The organism is Phocaeicola dorei, from assembly GCF_013009555.1.
Lineage (GTDB): Bacteria > Bacteroidota > Bacteroidia > Bacteroidales > Bacteroidaceae > Phocaeicola > Phocaeicola dorei.
Genome location: NZ_CP046176.1, coordinates 1,628,329 through 1,647,119 on the forward strand (window position 1 = coordinate 1,628,329; position 18,791 = coordinate 1,647,119).

18 protein-coding genes are annotated in these 18,791 nt (G+C 41.9%); 5 read left to right on the forward strand and 13 right to left on the reverse strand.

Translation table 11 applies throughout. The features are described 5' to 3' along the window. Positions 1-65 precede the first annotated feature (65 nt). The 10 genes from GKD17_RS06640 to GKD17_RS06685 all read right to left on the reverse strand — a co-directional run bounded on the left by GKD17_RS06640 (position 66) and on the right by GKD17_RS06685 (position 9,412). On the reverse strand, positions 66-695 hold the full coding sequence (locus tag GKD17_RS06640; RefSeq protein ID WP_007837700.1) for a nitroreductase family protein: 630 nt from the start codon (positions 693-695) through the stop codon (positions 66-68). 12 nt (positions 696-707) lie between these two features. Next, positions 708-2,060: a dipeptidase gene (locus GKD17_RS06645; RefSeq protein ID WP_007837701.1), complete on the reverse strand. Its 1,353-nt coding sequence runs from the start codon at positions 2,058-2,060 to the stop codon at positions 708-710. Between the two features lie 13 nt (positions 2,061-2,073). Next, positions 2,074-3,150: a chorismate synthase gene (aroC, locus tag GKD17_RS06650; RefSeq protein ID WP_007837704.1), complete on the reverse strand. Its 1,077-nt coding sequence runs from the start codon at positions 3,148-3,150 to the stop codon at positions 2,074-2,076. A 206-nt stretch (positions 3,151-3,356) separates the two neighbouring features. Beyond that, positions 3,357-3,938: a LemA family protein gene (locus tag GKD17_RS06655; protein WP_005847199.1), complete on the reverse strand. Its 582-nt coding sequence runs from the start codon at positions 3,936-3,938 to the stop codon at positions 3,357-3,359. A 36-nt stretch (positions 3,939-3,974) separates the two neighbouring features. Beyond that, the gene (locus tag GKD17_RS06660; RefSeq protein WP_007837707.1) at positions 3,975-4,895 is read right to left on the reverse strand and encodes a TPM domain-containing protein; all 921 of its coding nucleotides are present in this window, start codon (positions 4,893-4,895) and stop codon (positions 3,975-3,977) included. Then, the gene (locus GKD17_RS06665) at positions 4,892-5,842 is read right to left on the reverse strand and encodes an alpha/beta hydrolase (RefSeq protein ID WP_007837708.1); all 951 of its coding nucleotides are present in this window, start codon (positions 5,840-5,842) and stop codon (positions 4,892-4,894) included. The genes GKD17_RS06660 and GKD17_RS06665 overlap by 4 nt, the downstream gene beginning before the upstream one ends. Positions 5,843-5,849: 7 nt before the next feature. Continuing rightward, complete coding sequence (locus GKD17_RS06670) at positions 5,850-6,590, reverse strand: shikimate dehydrogenase family protein (protein WP_007837709.1); 741 nt, start codon at positions 6,588-6,590, stop codon at positions 5,850-5,852. A gap of 18 nt (positions 6,591-6,608) precedes the next feature. Continuing rightward, positions 6,609-7,346, reverse strand: coding sequence for a bifunctional demethylmenaquinone methyltransferase/2-methoxy-6-polyprenyl-1,4-benzoquinol methylase UbiE (gene ubiE / locus GKD17_RS06675; protein WP_007837710.1), 738 nt, complete (start codon positions 7,344-7,346; stop codon positions 6,609-6,611). Positions 7,347-7,442: 96 nt separating this feature from the next. Further along, entirely contained in the window at positions 7,443-8,387 is a 945-nt protein-coding gene (locus tag GKD17_RS06680) for a phosphoribosylaminoimidazolesuccinocarboxamide synthase (RefSeq protein WP_007842657.1), read from the reverse strand. A 20-nt stretch (positions 8,388-8,407) separates the two neighbouring features. Next, positions 8,408-9,412 carry a PhoH family protein gene (locus tag GKD17_RS06685; RefSeq protein WP_007837712.1) on the reverse strand — a complete coding sequence of 335 codons (1,005 nt, stop codon included), beginning with the start codon at positions 9,410-9,412 and terminating at the stop codon, positions 8,408-8,410. A gap of 157 nt (positions 9,413-9,569) precedes the next feature. On the opposite strand from GKD17_RS06685, the gene GKD17_RS06690 reads away from it, so the two are divergent. Then, positions 9,570-10,244, forward strand: a complete 675-nt coding sequence (locus tag GKD17_RS06690; RefSeq protein ID WP_005848222.1) for a DUF5715 family protein — start codon at positions 9,570-9,572, stop codon at positions 10,242-10,244. A gap of 34 nt (positions 10,245-10,278) precedes the next feature. Continuing rightward, positions 10,279-11,052, forward strand: coding sequence for a tRNA pseudouridine(38-40) synthase TruA (truA, locus tag GKD17_RS06695; protein WP_007837713.1), 774 nt, complete (start codon positions 10,279-10,281; stop codon positions 11,050-11,052). Here the strand turns inward: truA and GKD17_RS06700 are convergent. The 3 genes from GKD17_RS06700 to GKD17_RS06710 all read right to left on the reverse strand — a co-directional run bounded on the left by GKD17_RS06700 (position 11,018) and on the right by GKD17_RS06710 (position 14,044). Continuing rightward, positions 11,018-11,785: a TIGR03915 family putative DNA repair protein gene (locus GKD17_RS06700; protein ID WP_007837714.1), complete on the reverse strand. Its 768-nt coding sequence runs from the start codon at positions 11,783-11,785 to the stop codon at positions 11,018-11,020. The two genes, truA and GKD17_RS06700, sit on opposite strands and share 35 nt — an antisense overlap. Next, the gene (locus tag GKD17_RS06705) at positions 11,782-13,050 is read right to left on the reverse strand and encodes a putative DNA modification/repair radical SAM protein (RefSeq protein ID WP_008652602.1); all 1,269 of its coding nucleotides are present in this window, start codon (positions 13,048-13,050) and stop codon (positions 11,782-11,784) included. The genes GKD17_RS06700 and GKD17_RS06705 overlap by 4 nt, the downstream gene beginning before the upstream one ends. A gap of 427 nt (positions 13,051-13,477) precedes the next feature. Further along, complete coding sequence (locus tag GKD17_RS06710) at positions 13,478-14,044, reverse strand: FKBP-type peptidyl-prolyl cis-trans isomerase (protein WP_007837717.1); 567 nt, start codon at positions 14,042-14,044, stop codon at positions 13,478-13,480. A gap of 355 nt (positions 14,045-14,399) precedes the next feature. Here GKD17_RS06710 and GKD17_RS06715 point away from each other — a divergent pair, with 355 nt between their 5' ends. The 3 genes from GKD17_RS06715 (at position 14,400) to ilvB (ending at position 18,786) form a co-directional block, all read left to right on the forward strand. Further along, positions 14,400-14,774, forward strand: a complete 375-nt coding sequence (locus GKD17_RS06715) for a hypothetical protein (protein WP_005848211.1) — start codon at positions 14,400-14,402, stop codon at positions 14,772-14,774. A gap of 410 nt (positions 14,775-15,184) precedes the next feature. Further along, positions 15,185-16,987 carry a dihydroxy-acid dehydratase gene (ilvD, locus tag GKD17_RS06720; RefSeq protein ID WP_007842662.1) on the forward strand — a complete coding sequence of 601 codons (1,803 nt, stop codon included), beginning with the start codon at positions 15,185-15,187 and terminating at the stop codon, positions 16,985-16,987. A gap of 101 nt (positions 16,988-17,088) precedes the next feature. Next, positions 17,089-18,786 carry a biosynthetic-type acetolactate synthase large subunit gene (gene ilvB / locus GKD17_RS06725; protein ID WP_007837719.1) on the forward strand — a complete coding sequence of 566 codons (1,698 nt, stop codon included), beginning with the start codon at positions 17,089-17,091 and terminating at the stop codon, positions 18,784-18,786. Positions 18,787-18,791 lie beyond the last annotated feature (5 nt).

Consider the following 18,791-nt stretch of genomic DNA (forward strand, 5'->3'; position numbering starts at 1 on the left):
GGAAAGAGATTGTCGGCTGATTTATATTAAACCAGCCGACTTAATTTATATTTCTAGACCTTTGTTTACCATTTATTATAATGGATATTTTCGGTCTTGAATTTATCTTTAGATTCTTCCCGATGTTGTGGATAACCCACTGGAATCAAATTGAAAGGAATGATATGGTCTGGTAAAGATAAGACTGACCTTACCTTTGCAATGCGGTCGTTCTCCGGATAGACCGCAGTCCATACCGCTCCCAACCCCATTGACTCTGCTGCCAGTAACAAATTTTCGGATGCGGCGGAGCAATCTAGCATCCAGTACCGGTCTTTTTCTCCGTTCAGAGCTTTGCTTAAATCACCACAAACCACGATGGCTAGTGGAGCCTGTGCCGTCATCTTGGCATAAGGCAGTTCGGCGGCTAGTTTATCTAATACTGTACGGTCATCCACTACCACGAAAGCCCAAGGCTGCTTGTTTACTGCTGTCGGTGCAGCCATAGCAGCTTTTACTAATAAGTCCACTTTCTCTTTTTCTATCGGTTGGGATGTATAGGCACGGACGCTCTTTCGGGCAAAGATATTTTCTATAGCCGTGTTTTTTCCTGTTTCTTCTTTTTTTGTTTCCATATTGTTACAACCTCCTGTCATTAGTAATGTTATTGAAAGAGTAACAGTTGTCAGAGTTTTAAAGATTGTTGCCGCATTCATTTTTATTATTGATTAATAATTGAGATGGAATTCTACCACAGCTTCAATTCCTTTACGGAATATATCCAGAGAGAAGTTTTCATTAGGCGAATGGATGGCATCACTTTCCAACCCGAATCCCATGAGAACGGTCTTTATACCTAAGATTTGTTCAAAATCACTGATGATAGGAATACTTCCTCCACGGCGTACGGCAAGTGGTTTTTTCCCGAATGCTTTAGCAAAGCCTTTTTCGGCAGCCTGATAGGCGGGCAAGGTGATGGGGCATACATATCCTTCGCCCCCGTGCATCGGGGTTACTTTTACTTGTACATATTCCGGAGCGATAGACTGGATATAGTCCACAAACAATTGGGAAATAACTGCGTGGTTTTGATGTGGAACCAGTCGGCACGATACCTTGGCATATGCTTTTGAGGGAAGTACGGTTTTTGAACCTTCACCTGTATATCCGCCCCAGATACCACAAATATCAAAAGAGGGACGGCAGCTATTACGTTCTAAAGTGGAATATCCTTTTTCACCTTTCAGTGCTTTTACGCCAATGGCTTCCATATATTTTTTTTCATCGAAAGGAATTTGTGCAATCATCTCACGTTCGGCAGCCGGTACTTTCTCTACATCGTCATAAAAATGGGGGATAGTGATGTGTCCGTCTTCGCCAATGACTTGGGCTAACATACTGCACAGGGTATTGATAGGATTAGCTACCGCTCCGCCGAAGTGTCCGGAATGAAGGTCACGGTTCGGACCGGTCACTTCTATTTCCCAATAAGCCAGACCTCGTAAACCTGTAGTCAGAGAGGGAAGGTCCGCGCCTAGCATACTGGTATCCGAAACTAGAATTACATCGGCTTTCAGCAATTCCTTATGTTCCTTGATGAAGGTATTCAGACTGGGAGAACCTATTTCTTCTTCACCTTCGAAAATAAATTTCACATTGTGTTTCAGCAGTCCGTTTTTTACTACGTATTCGAATGCTTTTACTTGGATCATAGCTTGTCCTTTATCATCGTCAGCGCCACGTGCCCAAATGTGTCCGTCGCGAATTTCAGGTTCAAAAGGTTGGCTTTTCCAAAGGCCCAACGGCTCGGCAGGCATTACGTCATAGTGGGCATAAATCAATAGGGTAGGAGCATCATTGCTTACATGCTTTTGTGCAAATACCAATGGATTGCCTTGTGAGGGCATTACTATGGCTTCATCTGCTCCGGCTGCCAACAAAAGTTCTTTCCAACGTAAGGCACAGGCCAGCATATCGTCTTTATGTTCGGGTAAAGCACTGATGCTGGGAATACGGATGAGGCTGAAAAGTTCCTCCATGAAGCGTGCTTCATTTTCTTTAATGTATTGTTTTATTTCCATAATTGAATGATTCTTATAGTTGTGTAGTCCTGTCTATCAGATAATAATCCAAAATGGTCATGGCAGCCATGGCTTCTACAATGGGGACGGCACGCGGCAGCACGCAGGCGTCATGACGTCCTTTGGCTTTCATGGTCGTGTCTGTGCCGTTGATATTTACAGTATGTTGCTCCATCAGAATTGTGGCAACTGGTTTGAATGCCACACGGAAGTAAATGTCTTGTCCGTTGCTGATGCCTCCTTGTATTCCTCCGGAATAATTACTTTTTGTTTCTACTCTTCCATTATTATTATAAAATACATCATTCTGCTCGCTGCCTTTTAGTTCCATAGAGTCAAAACCTTGTCCATAAGAGAAACCTTTTACGGCATTGATACTTAACATGGCATTTCCTAGTGCGGCATGTAACTTCCCGAATACGGGTTGGCCTAATCCGATAGGGCATCCTTTGATGACGCAACTCACTACACCACCTATTGTATCGCCTTCTCCTTTGATTTTCCAGATAAGCTCTGCCATTTCCTTGGCTTTCCCCGGATCGGGACAACGCACATCGTTTGTTTCTATCAATTCGAGGTTATAGCTTTTGTAATCTTTATCAAGTTTGACAGATCCTACTTGTGAGGTATAAGCTGTGACACTGATTCCTAGTTGTTTCAATGCTAATTTGGCTAAAGCTCCTGCTACTACGCGCGAAATGGTTTCTCGTGCTGATGAACGTCCCCCGCCACGGTAATCACGGATTCCGTATTTTTGCATATAAGTATAATCTGCGTGTGAAGGGCGGAACAGATTCTTGATATTCTCGTAGTCGTTTGAATGTTGGTTCTTGTTCCATACCACAAATCCGATGGGGCAACCGGTGGACTTGCCTTCGAATATACCTGAAAGGAATTCCACTGTATCAGGCTCCTTGCGGCTGGTGGTAAGTAATGACTGTCCGGGACGGCGGCGGTTCAGTTCCTGCTGAACGAAATCCATATCAACCTTAATACCGGCAGGGAAGCCGTCAATGACGCCGCCTACTCCCGGTCCATGGGATTCACCGAAACTGGTTAACCGGAAAATATTACCAAATGAATTGAACATATTGCTTGTAGTTTTAAAAGTTTCTTTCCGTAAAGATAATGATTTTAGGGATAATATGCTTGATTGTTGTTGAAAAATTAGTGAGATGGATAAAAATAGGGTACGGATTGTATGATTTTTACAGTTTGGCATAAAAAAACTGCATGGTTTCTACAATCCGTACCCGAAAGCTGTTTCTTAAGATTGGAAACAGGGACTTGTAAGAGTTAGAATTCTACTTTAGGTGCTTTATCAGCTCCTTCTTCAGATTCAAAATATGGGCGTTTGTCAAATCCGAACATACCTGCAAGCAAATTGCGGGGAAAAGTGCGGATAGCTGTGTTATATGCGCGTGCTGTGTCATTGAATCTTTTGCGTTCTACACTGATTCGGTTTTCTGTACCTTCCAGTTGTGCTTGCAACTCTTTGAAGTTCTCATTGGCTTTCAAGTCGGGATAAGCTTCGGTGATAGCGAGCAGGCGGCTCAACGCACTACCTACTTCGCCTTGTGCCTTTTGATAGGCCTGCATTTTTTCGGGAGTCAGGTCATCGGCGCTGATCTGCATTTGAGTGGCTTTGCTACGGGCGTCTACTACAGCTTGAAAAGTTTCTTTTTCGTGTGAGGCGTATCCCTTTACTGTATTTACCAAGTTGGGGATTAAATCAGAACGGCGTTGGTACTGGTTTTCTACATTGCTCCACGCTGTGCTGACAGATTCATCCATTTTTACCATACCATTATAAGAGGTTATTCCCCAAATGGCAATTAATACAATGACTACTATTACAATAATCGTTGACTTTTTCATATGTATATACTATTAAAATTATGAATATTCTTGTTCTTAAAAACGGCTTCCGGCTCCTCCGCCTCCAAAGCTTCCACCTCCGAAACTTCCTCCGCTAAATCCGCCGCCACTTCCACCGTGGCCACCAAAAAATCCTCCTCCCATTCCGCCTATGAACGGACCTCCTCCTCGGGGACCTTTGTAATTCTCATCTCTCGACCGTTCTTTCCGTCTGAGGATATGTCCGCAATTTCTGCATTTATATACTACTTCTTCAGTCTTTGTTCCGTTACTTCGGTCTATAACTTTGGAAGAAAGACGTTGCAATTTGTGTTTTTTGCAATGGGGGCAGCGTGTTTTACGCCAGTTTGCATATAATCCGATGCCAATAAATCCTCCGAAAATCACAAAAAAGATGATGATGAATTCTAAGGGATCATCTTCGCTTTCGTCATTGTTTATATTTTCCATGGAACCGTCCAGATAGCCGTTTACAGCCCGTATTCCTGCTACCATTCCTGCGTTCCAGTTATTGTCCTTGAAATAGGGCAGCATATAGCGGTTCTGAATCCGTTTGCAGATGGCATCCGGCAATATCCCTTCAAGACCATATCCAGTAGCGAACTGCACACACCGCTCGTCGGTGGAAAGCAAGATGACCAGCCCATTGTCACGTTCTTTTTGTCCTACGCCCGTTTCCTGTCCCAGCCGGTGGGCGAAATCAAAACAATCACCTCCCTCTATGCCTGTTACCGCTACCACTAATGTTTGTATACCTGTTTTTTGCTCTAAAGCGTAGAGGATGCTGTCCATAGTGGTGACAGCGGTTGATGAAAGGATACCGTCGGGATTGCTGACGTAGCGGGTACGGTTTTGCAAATGTACCATCGGTATGTCTTTTATGGCATATTCTTTGGCTTGAAGGTGGACGGAGCCAAGGAGCATGAAAAAAGTAAGTAAAAATGTCAATTTTCTCATTGGATGTATTTGTCTACAAATGCTTTTACTTTTTGGGTATATTCTTCGGTATTGAACAGATAGGAATGTGCATGGTCTGCTTCCGGAACTATCCATAATGCTTTGGGCTGAGGTTTTGCCTCATACAATTGGTACACCATCCATGTGGGTACGTAGTCATCTTTATCACCATGGATAAAGAACATGGGCAGATGGCATCGGGCTACCTGTTTCAATGCGGATGCTTCTTTGAATCCCCATCCATATTCCAGCTGGCATAACCAGTCGGCAGTGTACATTAACGGGAATTGAGGCAAGCCGAATTGTTCTTTCAATTCTTTGGAAAATTGATCCCATACGCTGGTATATCCGCAGTCCTCGACAAAACATTTCACATAGTCGGGTTGCGGTTCGCCTGAAACCATCATAGTGGTGGCTGCACCCATCGAGATTCCATGTACTACCATGCTGGTACTGGCACCGTAAATTCGATTGGCAACCTCCATCCATTGTGTTACATCTTTGCGGTCTAACCATCCCATTTGTATGGCATTTCCACCGCTCAGACCAGTATTGCGCAAATCAGGTAGGAGGATGTTGAAATCCAATTTTTTATTGTATAGATAACCTATCATCATCATGCGGATGGCATTGTCTGTATACCCGTGTACTATAATTGCGGTTTTGGCTGTCGGGCGGCTGGAAGCCACATAGTAAGCATGCAGTTTTACGTGGTCGGGAGAATAGATAAAGGTATCTTTCAGTGCTTGGTTCTGTTTCAGACTATCTATCCATGGTTTTAGATAGGAGTAAGTCTTAAACATATATTGCCAGGAACTTTCTAAATTCTTTCCCCTGTTTTTAGGGCGTAAGGAATAGTTCAGCATATATTGACTGGCTCCAAGTAGGACTATAATAAGCAGAACGAATATACAACTCGTTCCAATAATCATTTTTTTTCTTTTCATACCTTATCTATTTGTTCCATATATCCCATGCACCAAAGGCTTGCAATAAGAGCATTTCTAAACCGTTTTTGGTAATTGCCCCTTTGTCTGCCCCCTTTTTCATAAAAAGAGTAGTGTCAGGATTATATAACAAATCATAAAGCAAATGGTTGGGTGTGAGATATTGGTATGGAATATTGGGGTATTCATCGGCACGGGGATACATACCTACAGGAGTGCAGTTAACAATTACTTTATACTCATCCATGATTTCGGGAGTGAGCTGATTGTAAGTCAGCATTTCTTCACGCAGGTTTCGTGATACGAATTTGCATTCCAAACCTAATTTTTTCAGTCCGTAGGCAATCGCTTTCGAGGCACCTCCTGTTCCTAGAATCAGAGCTTTTTTGTGCTGGGGTTCCAACAAGGGGTCGATAGATTGAGTGAAACCAATCACATCGGAATTATAGCCTATTAGCTTAGTCTTACCTTTTTGGCGGACAATTTTGATTACATTGACGGCTCCGATGGCTGCCGCATCTTTATCCAGTTCGTCCAAATAAGAGATGACTTGTTCTTTATAAGGTATAGTGACATTGAACCCTACTAAATCAGGATTAGCCAATAACACAGAAGGCAGTTCTTTGATGGATGGGATTTCGAAGTTTACATATTCGGCATCAATGTTTTCCGAATGAAACTTTTCATTGAAAAAGTTCTTTGAGAACGAGTGTCCTAACGGATAACCTATCAAACCATATTTTTTCATAAAACTCTATACTTTAAATTATTTCGTTGCTAAATAAAGCGTACAGATACCTAGCGTCAACCGTTTGAAACTCACCTGATTGAATCCGGCTTTACGGATAATGTCTGTCATTATTTCGCCTTGTGGAAAGGCTTTGATGGATTGCGGCAGGTAAGTGTAGGCACTACGGTCTTTAGAGAGTAGCTTGCCCAAAGTGGGGATGACTATTTTAGAATAGACAGCATATAGCTGTTTCATGGGAAACCAGTCGGGTTCAGAGAGTTCCAATATGACTAGTTTTCCGTTGTCTTTCAGTACGCGGTGCATTTCGCGGAGTCCTTTGTCAAGGTCCTCGAAATTGCGTACACCGAATGCTACGGTAATAGCGTCAAAGCGTTTGTCGGGAAAGGTAAGTGCTGTACAGTCTTCTTTAGCAAAGGAGATACGGCTGTCCAGTCCGGCGGCTTTTACTTTTTCACGTCCCACATTCATCATGCCTTCGGATATATCGGTACCTATCAGCTCTTGGGGGTGAAGTGTCTGACAGGCTTGAATGGCAAAATCGCCCGTTCCGGTGGCTACATCCATTATGTGTTGCGGGTGAAAAGGTTTCAGCCAGTTAATGGCTTTGCGGCGCCAGCTTTTGTCAATATTCCATGAAAGGGCATGATTCAACTGGTCGTAAGCAGGGGCAATGTTGTCGAACATTTTCTCTACTTGGACGCTTTTCTTTTCGTCAGCGTTGTAGGGCTTGATTTTTTCTTGTGGGTAGTTCATGTTTAATTAAAATTGAAAATTAAAGATTAAAAGGAGAGGGTGGAGGATTTTTGGATTCCTGTACTTGTCTTTTAATCTTTAATTTTTCATTTTTATTTATTTCAAGTATTCGGTTACGTTCTTTTCTATACGTGCGGCGATGTTTTCAGTGTCTGCTTTCACAAATTTTTCGCCGGTGATGTGCTCGAACAGTTCCATGTAGCGTTCGCTGATAGAATTTACGATTTCCGGAGTCATTTCGGGAACTTGTTGTCCTTCTTTGCCTTGGAAACCATTTTCCATCAACCATTCGCGTACGAATTCTTTAGAAAGTTGTTTTTGAGGTTCGCCTTTTGCAAAGCGTTCTTCATAACCTTCCAAATAGAAGTAACGGCTTGAATCCGGAGTGTGGATCTCATCCATCAGGTAAATAGTGCCGTTGTGTTTACCGAATTCGTATTTGGTATCTACCAGGATCAGTCCGCGTTCTGCAGCGATTTCAGTACCGCGTTTGAACAGAGCCAATGTATATTTTTCCAATATTTCGTATTCTTCGGGAGTAGCCAGACCTTGTTTCAGAATTTCTTCCTTAGAGATGTCTTCGTCATGCAGGCCCATTTCGGCTTTAGTGGTTGGAGTAATGATTGGTTCGGGAAATTTCTGGTTTTCTTTCATTCCTTCGGGAAGTTGTACACCACAGATTTCGCGAACGCCGTTTTTGTAAGCACGCCATGCGCTACCGCACAGGTAACCACGGACAATCATTTCCACAGGAAAACCTTGACACATAACTCCTACGGTAACCATAGGATCTGGGGTCGCCATTTTCCAGTTGGGGCAGATGTCAGTAGTTGCATCCAGAAATTTGGCTGCAATCTGGTTCAGCATTTGTCCTTTGTAGGGAATACCTTCAGGCAGAACTACGTCGAATGCGGAGATACGGTCGGTAGCTACCATTACTAACTTTTCGTCATTGATGTTGTATACATCACGCACTTTGCCGTGGTACACACTTTTCTGTCCCGGAAAGTTAAAGTCTGTTCTTGTTAATGCTTTACTCATGTCTTTATTTATAATTAAAATCAATAAATTCGTTTTATGTTTTCAGATTTTTCACTTCGTTCAGAATGGCATGAATGAAGGGTTTTCTGTTTTTCTTCAAACTTCTCGTATGCTTCCACAATGCGGGTAACCAGTTTGTGCCGTACAATGTCCTTCTTGTTGAGTTCGATGAAACTGATTCCTTTCACGCCTTTCAGAATTTTTAGTGCTTGTATCAATCCCGAAGTTTGTGAAGATGGTAAGTCTATCTGTGTCATGTCACCTGTTACAATCATTTTGGTGTTCATCCCCATACGAGTGAGGAACATTTTAATTTGCTGGGTGGTGGTATTTTGAGCCTCGTCCAATATCACTACAGCGTCATTCAAGGTGCGTCCGCGCATAAATGCTAATGGGGCAATTTGAATCACATTCAGTTCCATATATTCTTTTAGCTTGGCGGCGGGAATCATATCTTGTAATGCGTCATATAGTGGTTGTAGATAAGGGTCAATCTTATCTTTCATATCACCGGGTAAAAATCCGAGTTTTTCTCCTGCCTCTACAGCTGGACGGCTCAAAATAATTTTTTTGATTTCTTTGTTTTTCAGAGAACGGACAGCAAGGGCAATAGCGGTATAGGTCTTTCCTGAACCTGCGGGACCGATAGCGAACAGCATATCGTTCTTCTCATATTCTTGTACCAGCCTCAATTGGTTCTCACTACGGGGGACGATCGGTTTTCCTGTTACACTGAATACAATAGTATCCCCTGTTTTCTCTATTTGGGGTGAACGACCTTTCACTATATCTAAAATCACTTCTTCTTTCAGTGAATTATACTGGGCGCAATGCTTTTCCAAAGCCAATATATTCTCTTCAAAAGCACACATTTCCTCTTCGTCTCCCAATACTTTGATGACATTTCCACGTGCCACAATTTTTAATTTGGGATACAAAGCTTGTATCATTTTCATATTGACGTTGTTTACGCCATAAAATATAACAGGATCAATATCCTCTAAAACTATATGTTTTTCTATCATTTAACTAGTTTAGGTACTTTACGTACTTGTTTATAGGGTGCAAATTTAATGAAAGGTTTTCATTGTTCTTATTTTCCGGGCAATTTATTTGCATAAGCTTTTTCAGAAAAAGGATTTTAATCTATCTTTGCGAGGAATTTGAAAAGATAGTTAGATTATGAATTGTATGAAAGGTGCATGTTGCACGCTATTGTCACTTTTGTTTTCCTTGACAGTTTCTTCCGGTTGCAAGGAAAAAGATATGTCCATGAAGATGAATGAGCCTCATAATATAAAAGGTGTAATTAGCTATAAACGTAGTTTCGGTGATTTGAATGATACTCATCTCAGTGTAGCGAAGAAAATAGGAATTCGCCCGTTGGCTTCTCGTTCGGAAGCAGAGGGATTGGGTGGTAAATTGGTCCAGATAAAACCTTGTGAGCGTTATGCTATGGATTCGCTGACTCACTCCATTCCTTTTCTGATTCCGCAAGCTAGTGCGTTATTGGATACAATAGGAGCCAATTTTTTGGATTCATTGAGTTGCAAAGGATTGAATCCTAATCAAATCATTGTTACTTCTGTACTTCGTACGGCAGATGATGTGAAACGTCTTCGTCGTCGCAATGGAAATGCTTCTGCTAATTCAGCTCATGCTTTTGGGACAACTTTCGATGTCAGTTACCGTCGGTTTTGTAAAGTGGAAGATCCGGATGGACGTCCTATGCAGGATGTTAGTCCGGATACGCTGAAGTTGGTATTGGCCGAGGTACTCCGTGATCTTCGGAAGTCGGACAAATGCTATATCAAATATGAGTTGAAACAGGGATGTTTTCATATAACAGCCCGCTGAATTATTGAATTTTCACTTGGTTAGAGGCTTTACGATGCGGTATTTCATATATTTGGCTTATGATGGGACAAATTATCACGGTTGGCAGATTCAGCCCAATGGTGACAGTGTACAGGAAACATTAATGCGTGCTTTTTCTACTTTTCTCCGTCAAGAAATAGAGGTAGTGGGAGCAGGACGTACTGATGCCGGCGTGCATGCACGTCTCATGGTCGCGCATTTTGATTATGACCAGGAGTTGGATTGTGTTCAGATAACGGAGAAATTGAATCGCTTGCTTCCTTCCGATATAGCGGTTTACGATGTGAAGCGGGTGAAGGATGATGCGCATGCCCGTTTTGACGCGACTTATCGTACTTATAAGTATTATGTGACTATCCGGAAAGATCCGTTTAACCGTCATTATGCTTGGAGGCTTTTTAATTCATTGGATTTTGAGAAAATGAATGAGGCTGCCCGTGTATTGTTTGATTATACTGATTTTACCAGTTTCAGTAAATTGCATACTGATGTGAAGACGAATAATTGCCGGATTATGTATGCTGAATGGACGCGGGTGAGTGGAACAGAATGGGTATTTACTATTAAAGCCGACCGTTTTTTACGGAATATGGTAAGGGCTGTGGTAGGTACGCTGGTGGAAGTGGGGCGTGGTAAAATGACTTTAGATGGGTTCAGGAAGGTGATAGAGAATAAAGATCGTTGTAGTGCCGGTAGTTCTGTGCCGGGACATGCCTTGTTTTTAGTAGATGTGGGATATCCGGAAGAACTGTTTATTGTTTCTCCGTCAGATATTTCCAATACCTGACAGGCATATCTTGCCGGTGTTTTTGGGGATTCCAACGTTCTTTGATACAAATGGACTTGAAATATGTTTTCCAAAGTTCCTGAAATAATCTCTCATTGTTGTCCATCAATGTTTCATTTAGCATTCCTGTGACCAGATGTGCTTGGCGGGGATCTTCAAATGTTACTTCTTCCATCTCTGTTAGATTATAGTAATACCCATATTGTCGCTTCACATCATAAATGAGCCAACGCTGGTCGGCAAAACGGTCTTTGAAATGATCCACAGCCAGTGGCAGTGCGTTGAATTGAGGTTTTACGGCTGCAAAGAAAGTTCCGTCCGCTGCTTTTTGGAAACGGACGAACTGCATGAGGTGTACTCGTTCTCCATCTACTCTTTTATAGATTTTCGCAAGCTCCAGCACATCAGGATCGGCAAAGTTGGTCTCAATAGAATGAGGAGAGTTTATGGCCTTCTGGATATAGTGGAAAAGCATTTCGTCCACCTTTGGTAATTCTGATAACCAGCAGCAGGTCAAGCTGAAAAGGGCATGCTTGGAGATTTTTTTCTGTAATCCGCGCCACACGCGTCCGGCTTTCTCTTCATCAGTGGCTATGTGTATGGCTTCATTGTAAAACAAGGGTAGCGGCTCGCCTTCCATCAAGAGCAAGTCAGGAAAGGTTTTGCGGAAGTAAGCATCGAAAATGCAAGTCAGCAAGCCTTCAAATGTATGGTCATAGATAAACAGAATCATTCGTTATCAGTAAAGTTTAGTATTAATTGGCGTTCGTCCACTTTCTTTTTGGGTTTGGGTACTAACAGTCTGCGTACTCCTGTCGGAGTTAGTTCATTAACAGTCCGGGTGGGGAGTTCGTTGCAGGTTATGAAGTATTGCGCTTTTTTCATCACTACACCTATTTTTTTCAGTTCATAGAATCCCAGTTTTGAGAAGCGGCGTGACGCGATGATTTGTCTTGCCGATTTGATTCCGATACCCGGTACTCTGAGAATCATTTCGTAATCTGCCTGGTTTATATCTATAGGAAATTGTTCTGGATGCCGTAATGCCCAACCTAATTTGGGGTCGATTTCCAAATCTAGATCAGGATAGGAGTCATCGACTATTTCTTCTACTTTAAATTGATAGAAACGTAACAGCCAGTCGGCTTGATACAAACGGTTCTCACGTACCAATGGCGGCTGTTTCAGTGCCGGAAGCCGTTTGTCGTATGTATTTACGGATATATATCCAGAGTAGTAGACGCGCCTCATGGTGGGGTGTTGGTAGAGTGAAGAAGAAAGATAAAGGATGTCTTTGTCTGATTCGGTTGTGGCACCGACAATCATCTGCGTACTTTGTCCGGCAGGAACGAAGCGTGGAACATGGCGGAATTTTTTTCGGTCTTCTTTGTTGGTAAGTATTCCCTGCTGGATATAGCGCATGGGCTGGTATACACTTTTGTGATCTTTTTCGGGAGCCAGTAATTTCAGATTCTCTTCTTTGGGAATTTCTATGTTTACACTGAGACGGTCGGCGTAGAGTCCGGCTTCATTGACTAGTTCGCGACTGGCTCCGGGGATACTTTTCAGGTGAATATATCCGTTGAATTTGTGTACTAACCGCAGGTCTTTGGCAACACGTACCAACCTTTCCATGGTGTAATCAGGATTGCGTACAACGCCGGAACTGAGGAAAAGCCCTTCTATATAGTTGCGTCGGTAGAATTCGATGGTGAGGTCTACCAGTTCGCTTACCGAAAGCGTGGCGCGGGGAATGTCATTGCTTCTTCTATTGATACAATAGGCACAGTCATAGATACAATAATTGGTCAGCATTATTTTCAGCAAGGATATGCAACGACCGTCCTCGGCGAAGCTATGGCATATCCCCCAGCCGCCTACGGTGTTTCCCAATGCGCCGGATTGGTTACGGCGCACGGTCCCACTACTAGAGCAGGAAACATCATATTTAGCAGATTCTGCGAGTATTTTCAATTTGGCAAGGACATTCTCATTCATTTGATCAGAATATTTCTGCCAAAAATACAGATAGTGTTTGGAATGGGCAAACGGTTTGGCATTCTCTCTGTTCATTTTTAACTTCTTTGTTACATTATGTTATTCTTTAGTCTTATTATCTGTGTCTTGCAATAGAAGAAAAATGTGTTTATTACCCAGCTAAATGCATTTGTTTCGCCTATGAATCAAGATAACCGGTCCTATAGTCAAAAAGAACCGGACGTTTTTAAAAAAGGTCTAGTTCTTTTTTTAAAAGAACTAGATGTTTAATAGAAAAGAACTAGATCTTTTTTGAAAACTTCAAGTTCTTTTTTTTGAAATGTTTGAAGAAACACTGAAGCTGCCAATCAGTATTGTTTCGTTATCAATAATAAAAAGAGGGCGGATGTTTTGTTCCGTCCTCTTCTTTATCTATTGTTTAACGAAATTAATGACAATGTCCGCATCCGCATCCACCTTCATCACCGCATCCTTCTCCGCAGTCACCACAACCACAGCCGCATCCTTCTCCACTCATCATTTTTACCATTTCCTGAATTTCTTCATTAGTGGCTGTGCGGGATTCTACTACTTCACCTTCAAAAGTGAGATCTTTACCTGCATGAGGATGGTTCAAATCTACAGTTACAGTGTCATTGGTTACTTCGCTTACGGTAGCGTAGAAGTGATGTCCCTCATTGTCCTGTAAGGGAATGACAGCTCCCGGGAAGATGCGTTCTTCATCAAAAACACCATCAATGGTGAACATATCTTTAGATACAGTGCGCACACCTTCGGGCATATATTCTCCGTAGGCTTCTGCGGTAGGAATGACAAATTTAAATTTGTCACCCTTCTTTAAGGCTGTTATTTCTGTTTCAAAGCGTTCCAGTGTGGTTCCTAATCCGGATATGAATTGGAAAGGATGTTCTACAGTTGCTTCTTCTACCAATGTTTTCTGGCCGTCCTGCATTACATAAAGTTTGTATGCTACGGTGATGTACTTATTTTCCATGTTTTCTTATTATAATAATGTAATATAAACTATTTACGTAAGTTTTTTGTTGGCAAAGATACGAATTAATTCCCCTTAATCCTTTGTTATTACGTTTATATTACATAAATTTGTTATTATGATACTATAAATGCGCTTTTGATTGCGTTTGATCCTTGATATAAATCAATTAACCGCTCTCCTTGATAGATTTTTGCTTTAATTAACGGATATATGACAACATGTCGTAAAGCATGTTGTTATATTTGCAGTGTAAAGAGAAAGAGATAACGAGATTGTTTTTAAAAGGTATTATTTAGTTCTTAGGTACTAAATAAATTGTTTTTAGGTTTAACAAATTAAAATTTTAGGTATTATGAAACGTTTAGTATTGTTGGTTGTAGTGGCATTAGGAATGTCAGCTACAAGTTTTGCAGGAGAAAAAGTAGAAGGTAAAGATTGGAAGGTAGATGTTAACGTCGCAAAGTTGAGCAAATATTTGAATTTGGATGCACGTCAGATGGAGGAAGTTGCTAATATTTCTGATTATTTTGCTGACAAAGTACAAAGCGCAAGCTACGCAAAAGAAGCTAAACAAGGTAAAAAATTGCGTGAAGCCGTATATGGAAACTTCAAACTGATGAAACGTACATTGACAAATGAGCAGTACAAGAAGTATGTACAGTTGTTGAATGTTACATTGAAAAACAAGGGGTTGGATTCCTATATGGAAGATGTGGCGAATAAGTAAATTTATAAAATGAAATAAATGAACTGAAAAGAGAATGCAAACCAATGCATTCTCTTTTTTATTTATCCGTTGGAAGATACAGTGTATATTTGTGATAAAATGATTGTTTAAAGCTCGATTTAGTTACGAATAATAATTTATAAGAAAAAAAATCTTCATTTTATTTGTTTGTTACGAAAAACGCCTTACCTTTGCAGTCGTTAAAGAAACAAAGAAAACAGATATATGAATATTACTACTCTAAATAACCTAGCAGTCCTGCATATTATTCGCGTCGTGGTGGTCACACTAGGAGCGTGAGAAAGGTTGTGTATGTGTAGTTGTACATATAAAGAAATAATTGGAAGCCTTTCTCACATGGTGAGGAAGGCTTTTTCAATAAGTATAGGACGTTATAGATTTAGAATAAGATGAAGAATCAGTTACGCAGTTCGTTTAGCACACAGGGTCGCCGTATGGCAGGAGCGAGAGCTTTATGGGTGGCTAACGGCATGAAAAAAGAAATGATGGGCAAGCCCATTATAGCCATAGTAAATTCGTTTACACAGTTTGTTCCGGGACATACCCATCTGCATGAAATAGGTCAGCAGGTGAAAGTTGAGATTGAAAAACTGGGATGTTTTGCAGCAGAATTCAATACGATTGCCATTGATGACGGAATAGCTATGGGACACGATGGTATGCTGTATTCACTGCCCAGTCGTGATATCATTGCCGACAGCGTGGAATATATGGTGAATGCTCACAAGGCGGATGCAATGGTGTGTATCAGTAATTGTGACAAAATCACTCCAGGTATGCTGATGGCTGCCATGCGACTGAACATACCGGCTGTTTTTGTATCGGGTGGTCCTATGGAAGCGGGAGAATGGAATAACCAGCATCTTGATTTGATAGACGCCATGATTAAATCTGCTGATGCATCGGTCAGCGATGAGGATGTGGCTCAAATTGAAAATAATGCGTGTCCTGGCTGTGGTTGCTGTTCGGGTATGTTTACGGCTAATTCCATGAATTGCCTCAATGAGGCTATTGGTCTGGGGCTTCCGGGGAATGGCACTATTTTGGCGACTCATGCCAACCGTACTCAGTTGTTTAAAGATGCGGCTGCTCTGATAGTGAAGAATGCTTATAAATATTATGAGGAGGGAGATGACAGCGTGTTACCACGCAACATTGCTACTCGTGACGCTTTTCTGAATGCCATGACATTGGATATTGCAATGGGTGGTTCTACCAATACTGTGCTCCATCTTTTAGCTATCGCCCACGAGGCGGAAGTAGATTTCAAGATGGATGATATTGATATGCTTTCACGCCATGTGCCTTGTTTGTGTAAAGTAGCTCCGAATACACAGAAATATCATATCCAGGATGTGAACCGTGCCGGTGGTATCCTTAATATATTGGGAGAATTATCCAAGGGTGGTTTGCTGAAAACTGATGTGAAACGAGTGGACGGCCTGACATTGGCGGAAGCTGTCGAAAAATATAATATATGTAAGAAAGAAGTGGATACTGAAGCAAAACGTATTTATTCAAGTGCTCCGGGAAACAAATTCAATATAAAGTTAGGTTCTCAGAATGCTGTTTATAAAGAACTGGATACAGATCGTGCCAATGGTTGTATCCGCGATTTGCAACATGCCTATAGTAAAGATGGGGGTTTGGCCGTTTTGAAAGGGAACATTGCACAGGATGGTTGCGTAGTGAAAACGGCCGGAGTGGATGAAAGTATTTGGAAATTCTCGGGGCCTGCCAAGGTGTTTGATTCGCAGGATGCTGCTTGTGAAGGTATTTTAGGAGGAAAAGTAGTCAGCGGAGATGTTGTTGTTATCACTCATGAAGGTCCGAAAGGTGGTCCCGGTATGCAGGAAATGCTTTATCCTACTTCTTATATCAAATCCAAGCATTTAGGAAAAGAATGTGCTTTGATTACCGACGGACGTTTTAGTGGAGGAACTTCGGGATTAAGCATCGGGCATATTTCTCCCGAAGCTGCAGCGGGTGGTAATATCGGAAAAATAGTGGATGGTGATATAATTGAAATCGATATTCCGAATCGCAGTATCAATGTGAAACTGAGTGACGAAGAATTGGCCGCCCGACCGATGACACCGGTGACCCGTGACCGTAAAGTTCCTAAAAGCTTGAAGGCATACGCTAGTATGGTAAGTTCTGCAGATAAAGGAGGAGTGAGAATCATTGACTAAATTAGAAATTAAAAATTGAGAATAAAAAAAATAGATTTGTTGTCATTGGTCGATTGTACGGCATCGTATTTTTTTGATTCTCAATTCTCAACTAAACAATTATGGCAAAAGAAAAGATAACAGGAGCAGAGGCGATGATGCGTTCTTTGGAGTATCAAGGAGTGAAAACTCTTTTCGGATATCCCGGAGGTTCTATCATGCCTACTTTTGATGCTTTATATCATCATAGAAATACATTGAACCATATATTGGTCCGTCATGAACAAGGAGCTGCCCATGCAGCACAGGGATTTGCCCGCGTATCCGGTGAGGTTGGTGTCTGTTTGGTGACTAGCGGGCCCGGTGCGACAAATACCATTACTGGCATTGCCGATGCTATGATTGACAGCACGCCTATCGTGGTGATTGCCGGGCAGGTAGGAGCTTCCTTTTTAGGTACGGATGCTTTTCAGGAAGTGGATCTGGTGGGCATCACTCAGCCTATTACCAAATGGAGTTACCAAATTCGTCGTGCGGAAGATGTAGCTTGGGCTGTAGCCCGTGCTTTCTATATAGCTAAAAGCGGACGTCCCGGTCCTGTCGTTTTGGACTTTGCCAAGAATGCACAAGTGGAGATGGTGGATTATGAACCGATGAAGCTTGATTTTATCCGTAGTTATGATCCAGAACCTAATCCTGATAAGGAATCTCTTCAGGAGGCTGCCGAATTGATAAACAATGCTCAAAGGCCATTAGTGTTGGTAGGACAGGGGGTAGAGTTAGGTAATGCGCAAGATGAGTTACGTGCATTTATAGAAAAAGCCGATATGCCTTGTGGCTGTACTTTGCTGGGACTTTCGGCTATACCAACTTCGCATCCTTTAAACAAAGGAATGTTAGGTATGCATGGAAATCTGGGGCCCAATGTCAAAACTAATGAATGTGATGTGTTGATTGCTGTAGGTATGCGCTTTGACGATCGTGTAACTGGAAAATTAGATACATATGCTAAACAGGCAAAGGTGATTCATTTGGATATTGACCATTCTGAAATAGATAAGAATGTAAAAGTGGATGTACCCGTATTAGGTAATTGTAAATATACGCTAGCTATGCTGACGCAACTTATCCGGAAGAATGAACATTCCGAATGGATTGATAGCTTTACTGAATATGAAAAGACGGAATATGAACATGTTATCAGTAAAGAAATTCATCCTGTTGACGGGGCGTTGAATATGGGTGAAGTGGTGCGTGCGGTAAGTGAGGCTTCGAACAACGAGGCTGTATTGGTGACAGATGTAGGACAGAACCAAATGATGGCTGCTCGTTATTTTAAATACAGTAAGAACCGTAGCATTGTAACTTCGGGTGGATTGGGAACGATGGGATTCGGTCTTCCCGCTGCTATAGGCGCTACTTTCGGTCGCCCGGATCGTACTGTATGCGTATTTATGGGGGATGGCGGTTTGCAGATGAATATTCAAGAATTGGGAACTATCATGGAGCAAAAAGCACCGGTAAAGATTATTTTATTGAACAATAACTATTTGGGTAATGTTCGTCAATGGCAAGCTATGTTTTTTGGTCATCGTTATTCATTTACTCCGATGTTGAATCCGGATTATATGAAGATTGCCGAGGCATATGAGATTCCTGCCCGCCGTGTTATGAAGCGTGAGGAATTGCAGGCTGCTATCCATGAAATGTTGACTACTGACGGGCCATTCCTGCTGGAAGCTTGTGTGATAGAAGAGGGAAATGTGTTGCCGATGACACCTCCGGGAGGCTCGGTGAATCAGATGTTACTGGAATGCTAATTTAA

Bases quoted from the DNA above. Each gene is read 5' to 3' on its own strand.
- GKD17_RS06640 (WP_007837700.1), bottom strand. From the start codon at position 695: ATGAATGCGGCAACAATCTTTAAAACTCTGACAACTGTTACTCTTTCA.
- GKD17_RS06645 (WP_007837701.1), bottom strand. From the start codon at position 2,060: ATGGAAATAAAACAATACATTAAAGAAAATGAAGCACGCTTCATGGAG.
- aroC (WP_007837704.1), bottom strand. From the start codon at position 3,150: ATGTTCAATTCATTTGGTAATATTTTCCGGTTAACCAGTTTCGGTGAA.
- GKD17_RS06655 (WP_005847199.1), bottom strand. From the start codon at position 3,938: ATGAAAAAGTCAACGATTATTGTAATAGTAGTCATTGTATTAATTGCC.
- GKD17_RS06660 (WP_007837707.1), bottom strand. From the start codon at position 4,895: ATGAGAAAATTGACATTTTTACTTACTTTTTTCATGCTCCTTGGCTCC.
- GKD17_RS06665 (WP_007837708.1), bottom strand. From the start codon at position 5,842: ATGAAAAGAAAAAAAATGATTATTGGAACGAGTTGTATATTCGTTCTG.
- GKD17_RS06670 (WP_007837709.1), bottom strand. From the start codon at position 6,590: ATGAAAAAATATGGTTTGATAGGTTATCCGTTAGGACACTCGTTCTCA.
- ubiE (WP_007837710.1), bottom strand. From the start codon at position 7,346: ATGAACTACCCACAAGAAAAAATCAAGCCCTACAACGCTGACGAAAAG.
- GKD17_RS06680 (WP_007842657.1), bottom strand. From the start codon at position 8,387: ATGAGTAAAGCATTAACAAGAACAGACTTTAACTTTCCGGGACAGAAA.
- GKD17_RS06685 (WP_007837712.1), bottom strand. From the start codon at position 9,412: ATGATAGAAAAACATATAGTTTTAGAGGATATTGATCCTGTTATATTT.
- GKD17_RS06690 (WP_005848222.1), top strand. From the start codon at position 9,570: ATGAATTGTATGAAAGGTGCATGTTGCACGCTATTGTCACTTTTGTTT.
- truA (WP_007837713.1), top strand. From the start codon at position 10,279: ATGCGGTATTTCATATATTTGGCTTATGATGGGACAAATTATCACGGT.
- GKD17_RS06700 (WP_007837714.1), bottom strand. From the start codon at position 11,785: ATGATTCTGTTTATCTATGACCATACATTTGAAGGCTTGCTGACTTGC.
- GKD17_RS06705 (WP_008652602.1), bottom strand. From the start codon at position 13,050: ATGAATGAGAATGTCCTTGCCAAATTGAAAATACTCGCAGAATCTGCT.
- GKD17_RS06710 (WP_007837717.1), bottom strand. From the start codon at position 14,044: ATGGAAAATAAGTACATCACCGTAGCATACAAACTTTATGTAATGCAG.
- GKD17_RS06715 (WP_005848211.1), top strand. From the start codon at position 14,400: ATGAAACGTTTAGTATTGTTGGTTGTAGTGGCATTAGGAATGTCAGCT.
- ilvD (WP_007842662.1), top strand. From the start codon at position 15,185: ATGAAGAATCAGTTACGCAGTTCGTTTAGCACACAGGGTCGCCGTATG.
- ilvB (WP_007837719.1), top strand. From the start codon at position 17,089: ATGGCAAAAGAAAAGATAACAGGAGCAGAGGCGATGATGCGTTCTTTG.